At 70.0% G+C, this 13230-nt stretch carries 13 protein-coding genes; 10 read left to right on the plus strand and 3 right to left on the minus strand.

From position 1 onward, the window contains the following. Positions 1-150 precede the first annotated feature (150 nt). Complete coding sequence (locus ACZ7LS_RS16715) at positions 151-600, plus strand: DUF5709 domain-containing protein (protein ID WP_356508191.1); 450 nt, start codon at positions 151-153, stop codon at positions 598-600. 110 nt (positions 601-710) lie between these two features. Here the strand turns inward: ACZ7LS_RS16715 and ACZ7LS_RS16720 are convergent, their stop codons facing one another. After that, a complete protein-coding gene (locus ACZ7LS_RS16720) occupies positions 711-1088 on the minus strand; it encodes a hypothetical protein (protein ID WP_382516280.1) in 378 nt (125 codons plus the stop codon). 155 nt (positions 1089-1243) lie between these two features. Here ACZ7LS_RS16720 and ACZ7LS_RS16725 point away from each other — a divergent pair, with 155 nt between their 5' ends. After that, positions 1244-1624, plus strand: coding sequence for a VOC family protein (locus tag ACZ7LS_RS16725; protein WP_382516278.1), 381 nt, complete (start codon positions 1244-1246; stop codon positions 1622-1624). A gap of 36 nt (positions 1625-1660) precedes the next feature. Here the strand turns inward: ACZ7LS_RS16725 and ACZ7LS_RS16730 are convergent, their stop codons facing one another. Next, complete coding sequence (locus ACZ7LS_RS16730) at positions 1661-2194, minus strand: type 1 glutamine amidotransferase domain-containing protein (protein ID WP_382516275.1); 534 nt, start codon at positions 2192-2194, stop codon at positions 1661-1663. A gap of 130 nt (positions 2195-2324) precedes the next feature. Further along, positions 2325-3383, minus strand: a complete 1059-nt coding sequence (locus tag ACZ7LS_RS16735; RefSeq protein ID WP_385133573.1) for an amino acid ABC transporter permease — start codon at positions 3381-3383, stop codon at positions 2325-2327. A 636-nt stretch (positions 3384-4019) separates the two neighbouring features. On the opposite strand from ACZ7LS_RS16735, the gene ACZ7LS_RS16740 reads away from it, so the two are divergent. The 8 genes from ACZ7LS_RS16740 to ACZ7LS_RS16775 all read left to right on the plus strand — a co-directional run bounded on the left by ACZ7LS_RS16740 (position 4020) and on the right by ACZ7LS_RS16775 (position 13122). Further along, the gene (locus ACZ7LS_RS16740; protein WP_385133570.1) at positions 4020-5153 is read left to right on the plus strand and encodes an LLM class flavin-dependent oxidoreductase; all 1134 of its coding nucleotides are present in this window, start codon (positions 4020-4022) and stop codon (positions 5151-5153) included. Further along, positions 5153-5683, plus strand: coding sequence for a GNAT family N-acetyltransferase (locus ACZ7LS_RS16745; RefSeq protein ID WP_385133567.1), 531 nt, complete (start codon positions 5153-5155; stop codon positions 5681-5683). The genes ACZ7LS_RS16740 and ACZ7LS_RS16745 overlap by 1 nt, the downstream gene beginning before the upstream one ends. Positions 5684-5687: 4 nt before the next feature. Beyond that, entirely contained in the window at positions 5688-6653 is a 966-nt protein-coding gene (locus ACZ7LS_RS16750; protein ID WP_382969090.1) for an ABC transporter substrate-binding protein, read from the plus strand. Between the two features lie 16 nt (positions 6654-6669). Continuing rightward, positions 6670-7668 (plus strand): amino acid ABC transporter permease, encoded by a 999-nt coding sequence (locus ACZ7LS_RS16755; protein WP_382516261.1) that lies wholly within the window; start codon positions 6670-6672, stop codon positions 7666-7668. Positions 7669-7754: 86 nt separating this feature from the next. Then, complete coding sequence (locus ACZ7LS_RS16760; RefSeq protein WP_382516873.1) at positions 7755-8507, plus strand: amino acid ABC transporter ATP-binding protein; 753 nt, start codon at positions 7755-7757, stop codon at positions 8505-8507. A gap of 85 nt (positions 8508-8592) precedes the next feature. Continuing rightward, positions 8593-9585 carry an ABC transporter substrate-binding protein gene (locus tag ACZ7LS_RS16765; protein ID WP_382516258.1) on the plus strand — a complete coding sequence of 331 codons (993 nt, stop codon included), beginning with the start codon at positions 8593-8595 and terminating at the stop codon, positions 9583-9585. A gap of 661 nt (positions 9586-10246) precedes the next feature. Next, positions 10247-12088, plus strand: a complete 1842-nt coding sequence (locus tag ACZ7LS_RS16770) for an APC family permease (RefSeq protein WP_382516870.1) — start codon at positions 10247-10249, stop codon at positions 12086-12088. 296 nt (positions 12089-12384) lie between these two features. After that, a complete protein-coding gene (locus tag ACZ7LS_RS16775) occupies positions 12385-13122 on the plus strand; it encodes a hypothetical protein (RefSeq protein WP_382665135.1) in 738 nt (245 codons plus the stop codon). Positions 13123-13230 lie beyond the last annotated feature (108 nt).

A 13230-nucleotide genomic window follows, 5' to 3' on the forward strand; every position in this document is an offset into this window, starting at 1 on the left:
GAGCACGCCGGAAGGTGCGGGACACCGGAAGGCGGGAAGGCAAGGGAAGGCAAAGGCGCCATGAAAGCTCTCGTCTACGACGGCAGGGCGCACGGAGGCGAGGAGAGTCACGTGAGCGGCGACAACGGCGAGTCCGACAACGGCGCGTCGATGGGCGACGAGGTCTACCAGCCCGACGGCGCCGACATCGGCGAGGACGAGGGCATCCTCGACGACGAGGACACGCTCCTCGACCGGGGCTCGGACCCCTTCGACGAGGGCTGGTCGCCTCCGGAACGCCCGCTCGGTGTCGAACACGTCGGTACGACGGCCGCCGAGCAGCGGGCGGGGGAAACGCTCGACCAGCGGCTCGCGGAGGAGATTCCCGACCAGGGCGCCATCGTCGGCGACGGCATCGGGGACCTGCCGTACGGCGAGGGTGAGCGGCTGGACGACGAGGTGGGCGACGGACGCTCGGGCCGGCTGGTGGCTCCCGACGAGGGCGCCCACGAGGACGCCGAGAAGGACATGATCGCCCGCGATGTCGGGATCGACGGCGCCGCGGCCTCGGCGGAGGAGGCGGCGGTGCATCTCGTCGCCGAGCCGGACGAGTGGGAGTGAGCGGTGGCAGCGAGCGGGGCGAGTGAGCCTCGCCTGAACGTCGCCGGAACGGGGAAAACCCCTCAAGAACGGGACCCCCGCGCCAGGGCTCGGCGAGCCCCGGATACCGCTCAGCGGTTCTCGCGGTTCTCCAGGCGTAGCTGGACTTCCTCCTCCTGGTCGCCGGAGGCCGTGCCGACCATGCGGACGGTGAAAGCGGAGGCCAGGCTCTTCCGGAGGCTGTCCACCGCCGTGTAGCCGCCCTGGAGGGTGACCGCCACCGGCGCCCTCAGCCTCGCCGGGCGGGGTTCCGCGCGCACCTCGGACACATTGAACGTCGCGATCCATACGGTCGGGCGGCCCACGGCCGCCGCCTGCGGCACATCATCCGCCGCGCGGTCGCAGGCGAAGGCCGTACGGAGCGCCCCGAACACCACCCGCGCGTCTTCCTTCTCGTCACCAGTGAGCGCCACGACAACGTCCGCCTCGGGCTGGTCCGCACTGTTCACGTGGATCTTTCCTCTCCGTCGTCGCTCCCGAACCGATCCGTCTCCAGACTCCCCCTGGTACCCGCGGTGTGCGAGCTGAAGCGGTCAACAGGACGTGCTCCGTACCGCCGTAGGCCCGCCGCGTGCCGCCGGGGAGAGCGGGTAGACGCACTCACATGACCGTCACCAAGAGCAGCGTTCTCGTCCTGGACTGTGCCGAACCGGCGGAGCTGGCCCTGTTCTACTCGGAGTTCCTCGGCGCGGAGACCCGTGTCGGCGCCGATCCGGACTTCGTGGAGATCGTCGGCCACCACGGGGTGCGGCTGGCGATCCGGAGGGACCACGGCCACGCGCCCGCGAGCTGGCCGCGGCCGGAGAGTTCACAGCAGGCGCATCTGCGGATCCTGGTGTCGCAGGACGAGATGGACGAGGCGGAGCGCGAGGCGATCAGCCTCGGGGCGAGGCCCCTGGACACCAAACACAACAGTGGCCCGCGCGATGTGCGCGTCTACTCGGATCCGGCCGGGCACTCCTTCACACTCGCCGTGCGCGCCTGACGGACCGCTGCGGCCGTCCGGCGTCCTGCCGTCCGTTCAGCTGTCGAATTCCTTGAGGAACGCCGAGCAGAAGGCGTTGAGATCCTGGGGCTTCCGGCTGGTGATCAGTGTGCTGGGTGCCGAGGTGCAGACATTGACCTGCTCGTCGACCCAGGTGGCGCCCGCGTTGCGCAGGTCGGTGCGCAGACTGGGCCACGAGGTCAGGGTCCTGCCGCGCACCACATCGGCCTCGATCAGCGTCCACGGAGCGTGACAGATCGCCGCGACGGGTTTGCCCGCCTCGAAGAAGTCCTTCACGAACGCCACCGCTCCGGCGTCCAGCCGCAGGGCGTCGGGGTTGGCGACGCCGCCGGGCAGCACCAGCGCGTCATAGTCACCGGCCGTGCTCGCGGACACCGTACGGTCGACGGGGAAGGTGTCTGCCCGGTCGAGATGGTTGAACCCCTGTACCTGTCCCGGTTCCGTGGAGATCAGCGCGGGTTCGCCGCCGGCGTCCTTCACCGCCTTCCACGGCTCGGTCAGCTCCACCTGTTCCACGCCCTCGGGGGCTACCAGAAATGCCACTCGCATGTGACTCACGCCCTTCCTCGTACCGTGTCTCATAAGATGAGTCTTATAAATTCTCGTCCATCGGGAGCACGGAGGCACGGCGAGGGCGATCCGGGACCCGGCAGCCCGCCGGCCCGTCGTTCCCGCGGTCTCAGAGCGCTTTCGCGTCGGAGGCGCTCGCGGTACGGAGTCGTGCCCCCAGGGCCGTCGTCTGCCGGCGCAGGCGCTGGAGAGGCGTGGGAGGCAGCTCGCGGGCCGCGCCACGGGCGTAGTGGCGCTCGACATAGAACTGGCCCACGGACAGGACGCTCGTGACGGCGATGTACCAGATGGTCGCCACCATCAGCAGCGGGATGATCTGGTACGTACGGTTGTAGATCAGCTGCACCGAGAACAGCAGGTCCTGCACGGCGAGCACACTGACGATGCTGGTCCCCTTGAGCGTGCCGATGAGCATGTTGCCCGCCGTGGGGACGATCGAGCGCATCGCCTGCGGCACGACGATCCGGCGCAGCACCCGCCGGCGGCTCAGACCGAGCGCGGCGGCCGCCTCCGTCTGGCCGGCGTCGACGGAGAGGATGCCGCCGCGCACCACTTCCGCCGCGTAGGCCGCCTCGTGCAGGGTGAGGCCGATCAACGCCGTGAGACCCGCGCCGAAGAGGTTCACCGTCTTGAAGGTGAGGAATTCCGGGCCGAAGGGGATCCCGATGCCCAAGGTCGGATAGAGCGCTCCGATGTTGAACCAGAACAGCAGCTGCACCAGCATCGGAGTCGAACGGAAGATCCACACATACCCCCAACTGATGGTTCGCAGAACGGGGTTGACGGAGAGCCGCATGACGGCGAGGACCGTACCGATGAGGAAGCCCAGCACCATCACGGCGGCGGTCAGCCAGAGGGTGAGCAGCAGGCCGTCGAGTACCGCGGGGGTGGTGAAGTACTGGCTCACCACACTCCACTGGAATCTCTCGTTGCGGACGACGGAATTGACGACCATCGCGAGGCCGAGGAGCGCCACCGCGGCCGACAGCCACCGGCCCGGGTGGCGCCGGGGGACGATACGGGAGATCTCGTCGGGTCCTGGCGGGGAGGACACGGAGGCGCCCGGAGTCCCCGGCGGGACGGTGTCCGCGGGGCCGGCGGGGTGTGTTGTCTTCCGGGAGGCCGCGGCGGAGGCGCGCGGTCCATCGAGCGGGGGCGATACGGACATGAGGGTGCTCCGGCGGGAGAGACGGTCGGCGGCGTGGACCGGGCGGCAGGTGTCATCACGCGTACCGCGTCCCTCAACACGGCCGGTGCGGACCGGTGTTCACACAGGAGCCGGCGCCGCACACCCCTCGATCGTACGGGCGCACGCCGGACGGCTGTCAAGTGGGCGGGACCGTCCGCACTGCCCACAGTGCGAGAGGCTGTTGACTTCGATGAACGTCCCGTGCTCAATTGGCTCCATGCAGAAGCAGCTGCCGTTGGTCATCCGCGGCCACATAGACTTCGGTCGAGTGTGGTCCGCTTCTTGTTGCGCCTGACCCGGCAGCGGGCCGCCTGACCGGCCCCTCCCTCCCTCGGTGACCCCGTCCCTTCGGTGAACCCGTCGCGGGCCGATTTCCCTTGTTTCACCGGGCGTTCGCTGCCGTTCTCTTTCTGAAGCGCTCCACGTCTCCCCCGTCATCGCGCCTTCGTTTCACTCACGTCATCGCGCTCTCGCACCGTCCTGTCCGGCTGTCCCGTACGGCCGGCGGTCTCCCGTGTCCCCCGCTTCCCCGGTCCGCCGTGTCCACGGCCCCGGGGGCTTCCTCGGCATGCCGTCCCGCCGACGCACGCCCCTCTCCCGCACGAAAGGTCCGTCATGCCCGTGGAGTTCCTCGGCATAGCCGCCACCCACGACGGGTCGGAGACACGTCCCCGATCCGGCGCAGCGCTCGACAAGGAATACACACTCAAGCTGGCCCGCGCCCATGAGGACCACGGCTGGGACCGGGTGCTGTTCGCGTACGGTTCCGGCTCGCCCGACCCCGCTCCCGCCGCCGCGTACATCGCTTCCCGGCTGGACACGCTGCAGATCCTGCTCGCGCACCGGCCGAACGTCTCGTATCCCACCTTCGCCGCCAAGACGTTCGCCACGCTCGACCAGATCAGCGAGGGCCGGCTGACGGTGCATTTCATCACCGGTGGCAACGATCACGAGCAGGGGCGCGAGGGGGACACCCTCACGAAGGACGAGCGCTACACCCGAACCCGTGAGTACATCGAGATCGTCAAGCGGATCTGGACCACCCACGAGTCCTTCGACCACGAGGGCGAGCACTACCGCTTCCACGATTTCGTCAGCGATGTCTTCCCCGTCCAGCGGCCCAGGCCCGATGTCTCGTTCGGCGGTTCCTCGGCCGCCGCGTACGCGGCCGGCGGCGCCGAGGCGGACATCTACGCGCTCTGGGGCGAGCCGCTGGCGAAGACCGCCGAGCAGATCGAGGCGGTGAAGGCCGCCGCGCGCGCGGCGGGCCGTACCACCCCGCCCCGTATCCAGGTGGCCTTCCGGCCGATCATCGCCCCGACGGAGGAGCTCGCCTGGGAGAAGGCGCACCGTACGGTGGACGCGATCAAGGCCCACAAGGAGAACGGCGGGCCTGCCGTGGTACGCCATCACCGGCGGGGCGATCCGGAGAACACCGGCTCGCAGCGGCTGCTCTCGATCGCGCGGTCCGGTGAGCGCTACGACCGTGCGCTGTGGACTCCCACCGCCGCGGCCACCGGGGGCGCGGGCAACTCCAACGCCCTGGTCGGTACGCCGGAGACGGTCGCGCGGGCGCTGCTCGACTACTACGACCTCGGTGTCGACATCATCTCCGCGCGCGGTTACGACCTGCTCGGCGACGCCATCGACTTCGGCCGCCATGTCATCCCGCTGGTCCGCGAAGAGGTCGCCAAGCGCGACGCGGCAGGCGCGGCCCGTGGTCCGGAGACCCTGGTCGAGGCAGGCTGATGACCTCCGTCGCCGAACCCGGCGGTCTGACCTGGCTGTCGGCCTCCGTGTCCGATCCGCTGACCCAGCCGATGCTGCGCGAGCTGGGACACGAGTACTCCACCCGCTACGGCAAGGACGCGCACGGCGAGCTGGCCCGTTATCCCGCCGAGGAGTTCGACCCGCCGCACGGGATCCTGCTGCTGTTGCTGGAGCACGGCGAGCCCATCTCCGGCGGGGCGTTCCGCCGCTACGACAACACCACGGCCGAGCTGAAGCGGATCTGGACGCACTCCGCGCACCGGCGGCGCGGGCTGGCGAAGCGGGTCGTCGCGGAGCTGGAGCGTGTCGCCCGCGTACGGGGCTACGGCCGCGTCTATCTCACCACCGGGCCGCGCCAGCCGGAGGCCAGGGGGCTGTATCTGGCGGCCGGTTACACACCGCTGTTCGACACCGCGGCCGATCCGGAGACCATCGGTCCGCTTCCCTTCGAGAAGTACCTCGCCGGCCTGCCCGCCGGCTCTCCCGATTCCGCCGAAAGAGAGGTGTGACCCCGTGCGCATCCTGATTCCGGGCCGTGCGCGGCCCGCGCGCCACCAGGTGGCCGCCGCGCTGGCGGCCGCCCTGCTGCTGCCGGTGCTCGCGGGCTGCGGCTCGGACGTGGCCGCCGGGAAGGGAGCGGCGGGCGCCGCCTCACCGGCGCCGGCCGACGATGTCACCGCCTCGCTGAAGAAGAACACGTCGCTGGCGGCCCTGCTCCCCGAAGATGTCAGGAAGCGGGGGACCGTACGGATCGCCTCTTCCGTGGGAGCGCCGCCCAGCGCCTACTATCCCGACGCCTCGGCCGGCCGCCCGGCCGGACTGGACATCGACATCGCCGACGCGGTCGGCAAGGTCCTCGGGCTGCGACTGGGCCGCGAGGAGGCGAGTTTCGAGGCGATCCTGCCCGCGCTCGGCAGTGGCAAGTACGACGTCGGCACCGGCAACTTCGGGGTCACCGACGTGCGCCGCAAGACCATCGACTTCGTCACCTACATCAACGACGGCCAGGGCTTCGCCGTGCGCGCGGACGACAAGAGCCTCGATGCGGTGACCCGGCTCGACCAGTTGTGCGGCAAGACCGTCGGAGTGGGGGCGGGCACCACCTTCGAGGCCACCCTCAACTCCCAGAAGGGCGTCTGCGCCGACGCGGGCAAGAAGCCGTACCAGGTCAGTGTGTACTCCGAGAACGGCGCGCTGCTCACCAGCCTCCAGCAGAGCCGGGTCGATGTGGTCATGTCGACGATCAACGGCCTGCGCTACCAGGCGTCCCAGCCGGCCGCCGGGGTGAGGTTCCTCGGCGAGTTCCACCGGCTCGATGTCGGCTTCGCCTTCGCCAAGGGCTCCCCGCTCCTCACAGCGTTCCAGGGGGCCGTCAACCAGCTGATCGACGACGGCACCTACCGCCGGATCCTCGACAAGTGGGGAACGGAGGACTCCGCGATCGAGGAGTCGCAGATCAGTCCGCCCGAGAAGAAGTAGCCGGCAGGAGCCACCGATGGACACCGCAACCGGCGCCGCGAAAGCCGCGCCACCGCCCGGACACGTCGTACCACCGCGGAGACCGGTCCCGGACCGGGATGATCTCGCCGCGCTGAAGGTCGTGCCCGCGCGCCACTACTGGCGCTGGGTGGCGGGCGTGGCCGCGCTCGTCGTGGTCGCCCAGTTCAGCCATGGTCTGATCACCAACCCGGGCTGGGACTGGGACACCTTCTTCCTGTACCTGTCCGCCGACACCGTGCTGAACGCAGTCTGGGTGACGCTCCAGCTCACCGTGTACGGCACGGCGCTCGGCTTCGCGCTCGGTGTCGTCCTCGCCTTCATGCGGCTGAGCAGGAGCGTCATCCTGCAGACGGTGGCATGGACGTACATCTGGGCCTTCCGCTCGATCCCGCTCATCGTGCAGCTGCTGTTCTGGTTCAATCTCGCCTATCTCTACAAGGAGTTGGGGGTCGGGATCCCCTTCGGCCCCGTCCTGTGGAGTTTCGACACGCTCAACCTGGTGAGCGCGCTGTCGGCCGCTGTCATCGGGCTCGCGCTGCACCAGGCCGCCTACGCCGCGGAGATCGTCCGCGGCGGAATCATCTCGGTCGACGCCGGGCAGCTGGAGGCGGCGGCCGCCCTGGGCATCCCCCGGCTGCGGCAGCTGCGGCGCGTCCTGCTGCCCCAGGCGATGCGCGGCATCCTGCCCAACGCCGCCAACGAGGTGATCTCCCTCTTCAAGGGGACCTCGATCGTCTCGGTGATGGCGATCGGGGAGCTGTTCTACCAGGTGCAGGTGATCTACGGCCGCAACGGGCGGGTCGTACCGCTGCTGATGGTCGCGACCGCCTGGTACATCCTGCTGACCACGCTGCTGACCATCGCCCAGTACTACGTGGAGCGGCACTTCGCGCGCGGCGCCGAGCGTACGCCCCCGCCCACACCGCTCCAGCGGGCCCGGGCCTTCACCCGCAGGATGCGGGCCGCTGCCGCCACCGGAGGTATCCAGAAATGAGCACCGACTCCGAATCGGTCACCGGCGCCGCCGCCACCGTCACCCCCGCCGGTCCGACCGCCGGTCCGACCGCCGATAGCGGTCTGATGGTCGAGGTACGCGGTGTCCACAAGAACTTCGGCACGCTCGAAGTGCTGCGCGGGGTCGACCTCCAGGTCCGCGCCGGCGAGGTCACCGTCGTACTGGGCCCGTCGGGCTCGGGGAAGTCGACGCTGCTGCGCAGCATCAACCACCTCGAAAAGCTCAACCGGGGATACATCAGTATCGACGGCGAGCTGATCGGCTACCGCCGTGCGGGCTCCAAGCTGCACGAACTCAAGGAACGGGAGGTGCTGAGGCAGCGTCTGCACATCGGTTTCGTCTTCCAGAACTTCAACCTGTTCCCGCATCTCACGGTGGTCGAGAACATCATCGAGGCGCCGATCTCGGCGCTGCGCCGGCCCCGCAAAGCCGCCGTGGAGCAGGCCGAGCGGCTGCTGGAGCGGGTGGGCCTCGCGGACAAGGCCGACGCCTATCCGCGTCAGCTCTCCGGCGGCCAGCAGCAGCGCGTGGCCATCGCCCGCGCCCTCGCGCTGGAACCGAAGGTGCTGCTCTTCGACGAGCCGACCTCCGCGCTCGACCCCGAGCTGGTGGGTGAGGTCCTCGATGTCATCAAGGACCTGGCCCGCAGCGGCACCACCATGATCGTCGTCACCCATGAGATCGGCTTCGCCCGCGAAGTCGCCGACACCGTCGTCTTCATGGACGACGGTGTGATCGTCGAGCAGGGGCCGCCGGCGGATGTGCTCGACCGCCCGCGGCACGCGCGCACCAAGGCGTTCCTGTCCAAGGTCCTGTGACGTCCGTCCGCTCGGGCCCCTGTCCGTCCGTCCGCACCTTCCTCCGTCCGTCCTTCCGTTTCGCCACCCTGCCGAGGAGTCCTCCGTGCCGCCCCGTCGTCGTCCTCTCCGTATCACCGCCGCCCTGCTCGGCCTCGTCACCACGTTCTCGCTCGCCGCCTGCGGCAACTCCGCCGACGGCAGCACCGACAAGGTGGCGCCCGAGACCGGCGACAAGAAGGGGGTCCAGATCAATCTGGGCCCCGACCAGAAGCGGATCACCACCCCCAAGGTGGATTCCATAGCGGCCCTCGTCCCGGCGGAGATCCGGGAGCGCGGCACCCTTGAGGTCGTCAACTCGGCCGGTTCCGTGCCTCCGCTCGACTTCTACGCCACCGACGACAAGACCGTGATCGGGGTGGAGCCGGACCTCGCCTCGCTGATCGCGAACGTCCTCGGCCTGAAGCCGCACTACAACACCGTCGACTGGGCGAACATCTTCGTCGGTCTCGACAGCGGCAAGTACGACCTCGGCCTCAGCAACATCACGGTCACCGAGGAGCGCAAGGAGAAGTACGACTTCGCGACCTACCGGCTGGACAACATCGCGTTCGAGGCCAAGAAGGGCACCGACTGGCGGGTGAAGGGGCCGGCGGACGTGGCGGGCAGGACGATCGGGGTGGCCTCGGGCACCAACCAGGAGAAGCTGCTGGTCGACTGGAGCAAGACCAATGTGGAGAAGGGCCTGAAGCCCACCGAGATCAAGATCTACCAGAATTCGAGCGACTACTATCTGGCGCTCGGCTCCGGCCGTCTCGACGCGTACCTCGGCCCCAACCCGGTGGCCGCGTACCACTCCGCCTCCACCGGCGAGACCGAGATCATCGGAGCGTTCTCGGGTGCCGGGGACGAGGTCCAGGGCAAGATCGCGGCCACCACCAAGAAGGACAACGGTCTCGTCAAGGCGTTCCAGCAGGCGATCGACACCGTCATCAAGAACGGCACGTACCAGCAGGTGCTGGAGCGGTGGGGGCTGGCGAACGAGGCCGTGTCGTCCTCCGAACTCAACCCCGAGGGACTGCCGAAGACCGCTCAGTAGCCGGACGGCCTCCTCGTACCGGTCCCGGATCCGCTGACGGGAGACAGCACGGGTGCGGGACCCACCAGGGCCGGGGCGTCCCCGCCGGGCGGCCGGCGAAGACGCTCCGGCCCGTTCGGCACCCCTCACACACCTGGGAAGCACGTCGGCAGCGTGCCGTGGCCGCGCCGGGCCGTACGTCCGAACGGGTTGTCGCCGTCCCCGGCCGTGTGTCGTCCGGCGCGGGTGGGGCCGGTGGCACGGTCCGCCGAAGAGACTCGCGGGTGTGACGGATACCCAGGGACCCCAGGGAGACGAAGGCCGCGACGGCGGGGGCAAGGACCAGGGCGACACCTCGCCCGCGCCGCTCTCCGTGCCGGAACTCGACGCCGAGCAGGCCACGATGCTGCGGCTGGTCGGGCGGGAGTGGGAGCGGGTGTCCGCCACCCCCGAGGAGTGGCGTCGTGCGCTGCCCGTGGACCCCGATACCGGCAGCTATCCGGAGCCGGCGCAGATCGTCCCGGCCCGCTTCGGCCGTTTCGTACAGGTGCCCGTGCTCAGCGCGCCGCCGTCCGAGGCCACGGACGGCGAGGTCGTCACGCCGCTCGGCAGGTTCGGCGGCTTCGTCCGGCGGGTGACGCTGGGGGCGCCGCTGAAGAGCACGGCCATCGCGCGGGAGCGGATGCGCAAGCTGATCGCGCTGCCGGTGCTCTCCGCCGACGCGCTGTCGTCGGTGGCGTACGGCCCCGAGGCGCTGCTGGCGGTCCTCGTGCTCGCGGGTACCGCGGGGCTCGCGTACTCGTGGCCGGTGGCTCTCGCGATCGTCTTCCTGATGCTGGCCGTCGGGCTGTCGTACCGTCAGACGATCCGGGCGTATCCGCACGGGGGCGGCTCGTACATCGTCGCCACGGACAACCTGGGGCGAGTGGCGGGGCTGGTGGCGGCGGCCGGTCTGATGACGGACTACGTGCTGACCGTCGCCGTCTCGGTCTCCTCGGGGATGGCGGCGGTCACCTCCGCGGTCCCCGGACTGGCCGATGACGCCGTGCTGATCGGTGTGCTGGTCATCGCCGTGCTGCTGGCGGGGAATCTACGGGGTGTCCGGCAGGCCGGGGCGCTGTTCGCCGCGCCCACCTACGCCTTCATCATCGCCATCGCCGCGCTGGTAGCCGTCGGTGTGTACAACGCGGCCGGCCGGGACTTCGAACCCGTGCCGACGCCGCCGCTGCACGCGGTCGAGGGCGTGGGCCTGCTGCTGGTGATGCGCTCCTTCGCCTCGGGGGCGACGGCGATGACCGGCATCGAGGCGATCTCGAACGCGGTGCCCGCCTTCAAACCGGTCTCCTGGCGCAACGCGCGCACCACTCTGTCCTGGATGATCGGGCTGCTCATCGCGCTGTTCGCCGGCACGATGGCGATGGTCTATCTGGAGGGTGTGATCCCGGAGTCGCGGGAGACGGTGCTGTCCCAACTGGCCCATCGCAGCTTCGGTTCGGGCGCCATGTACGTCTTCACGCAGGCGGCGACCGCGCTGGTGCTCCTGCTGGCGGCGAACACGGCGTACAACGACTTCCCCCGGGTGCTGTACCTGCTGGCGCGCGACAACCACGCACCACGGATCTTTCTGCGTCTCGGCGACCGGCTGGCCTTCAGCAACGGGATCATCCTGCTCTCCGTGGCGGCGGTGTGCGTCTACGTCGCGTTCGAGGGGAAGACGGCCCTGCTGATCCCGCTGTACGCCGTCGGGGTGTTCCTCGCCTTCACCCTGTCGCAGAGCGGGATGGTGATGCGCTGGTGGCGCGGGCGCGACCGGCACTGGCGTAAGAGCCTCTGCTTCAACGCCACCGGCGCGCTGCTCTCGGCGGTGGTCTTCATCACCGCCGGAATCACCAAGTTCACCGAGGGAGCGTGGCTCGCGATCCTCACCGTCGCCCTGTTCCTGCTGGTGACGACGCGGATCCGGCGTCATTACGACCAGGTCGGGGAGGCGCTGCGGCTGCATCCCCAGACGATCGAGGTCCCCAGCCGTACGATCACACCGCAGCCGTGCGCGGAGCCGCCGGCCGGCGCCGGGACCCCGTCGGCCAGGACGGCGTACCCGGAGACCGAGGAGACACCGGAGGAGATCCGCCATCTCTCGGTCGTCCCGGTCGACACGCTGCACCAGGCGAGCATGCGCGCGCTGGCGTACGCCGCTTCCCTTCAGCAGCCCCTCCTGGTGCTGCATGTCAGCCCCAGCGACGAGGACGCCGAGCGGTTCCGCGAGGCCTGGCAGCTGTGGGGCGACCATCTTCCGCTGCGGATCGTCCTCTCCCCCTATCGGGCTACGGTGGCGCCGCTCATCAGCTATCTCGAATCCCTGCACCACCAGCGCCCCGATCTGACCATCACGGTGATCCTTCCGGAGATCGTCGAACGGCACTGGTGGCACCGTCTGCTCCACAGCCCGCTGGCGGGACGGCTGCGGCGCGCGCTCCGGTCCCTCCCGAAGATCGTGGTGACCACCGTTCCGTTCCATGTCTGACTCCTGGGCGCCAGATGACCGTTCATCATCCCAATTGGCCGGTTTGTCGCGTGTCACTTAGCGTGGGCGGTGCATTGCCCAGACAGGGCATCAGGCATCTACATGAGGAGCCCATCGATGCTTTCTCAGACTGTCCGGCCGAGCGAATTCGCTCTGGACCACCACGCGTTGACTATGGCGATGGCAGAACCCGAGGCACCCTTCAGCGACGCTCCCATCTACGCACCTGAAGCGGGGGGCCTGCTGCTCCTGCTGGCTCTCCTTTCCCCGAAGGAGCCGAAGGAGCCGAAGGACCTGTGAACCCCGACCGGTCGCGGACCGCTTATCAGGAATCGGCGGCCGGCCTGGCACGACGTGCCCTCGGCGCCCTGCGGGGCACCGAGGGCACGGCCATGGTCGCCGCACACGTCGAGAGCGCCCAGGACCCCGGGGCCGCGCTGGCCGCCATCCGGCTCCTCGGCGCCGATACCTTCGCGCCGGTCGTGCTGGCGGGTGCCCCGCTCCACCACGAGGACGCCCAGGCCATCGCCCTGGCGTTCTCGGCGCTGCCGCCCGCACGGGACGTGGCGCTCCCGCCGCCCGCCGGACCCGAGGGCCCCTGGCTGATGGCCTGGCGCGACTGGGGCACCGTCACCCTGCTGACCGTGCTCACGGGCGGTGACGGCATGCGGCTGACCGCGCCGCGGCCCGCGCACCCGGCGGACGACGCGCCGGCCGACGACGCGGCGGGATGGGCCGAATGGTCCGTCAGGATGGGGCAGTTGGCCACACTGGCGCTGCCGGGTCTGGACGGTCCTGTGCATGACGCCGCCCGCAGATCACCGCTGGCTCTCGCGCGCGGGGCGACCCGTGCCGTACTGCGCCGGGACTACCCCACCGCCGCGCGGATCGCGCGCTGGCTGGCCTGGCTGCGCTCGGACGGCGTGAGACTGCCGCTCGACGCGGCTCCGCTGGTGGAGCACATCGGCCTGCTGGCCGGCGGGGACCGACTGGCGCTGGACACGGCGATCTCCCGTCGGCTGATCGCCATGTGACCCGGCCCGGCCCCGCTCTGCGCCTACCCCCTCCCCTGGCCCTGGCCCTGGCCCCTCTGATCCTCCGGCCCCTCCGGATCCTCCGCCAGAGCCACCCGGATCCCGCAC

The sequence above is a fragment of the Streptomyces sp. NPDC039430 genome, assembly GCF_055639435.1.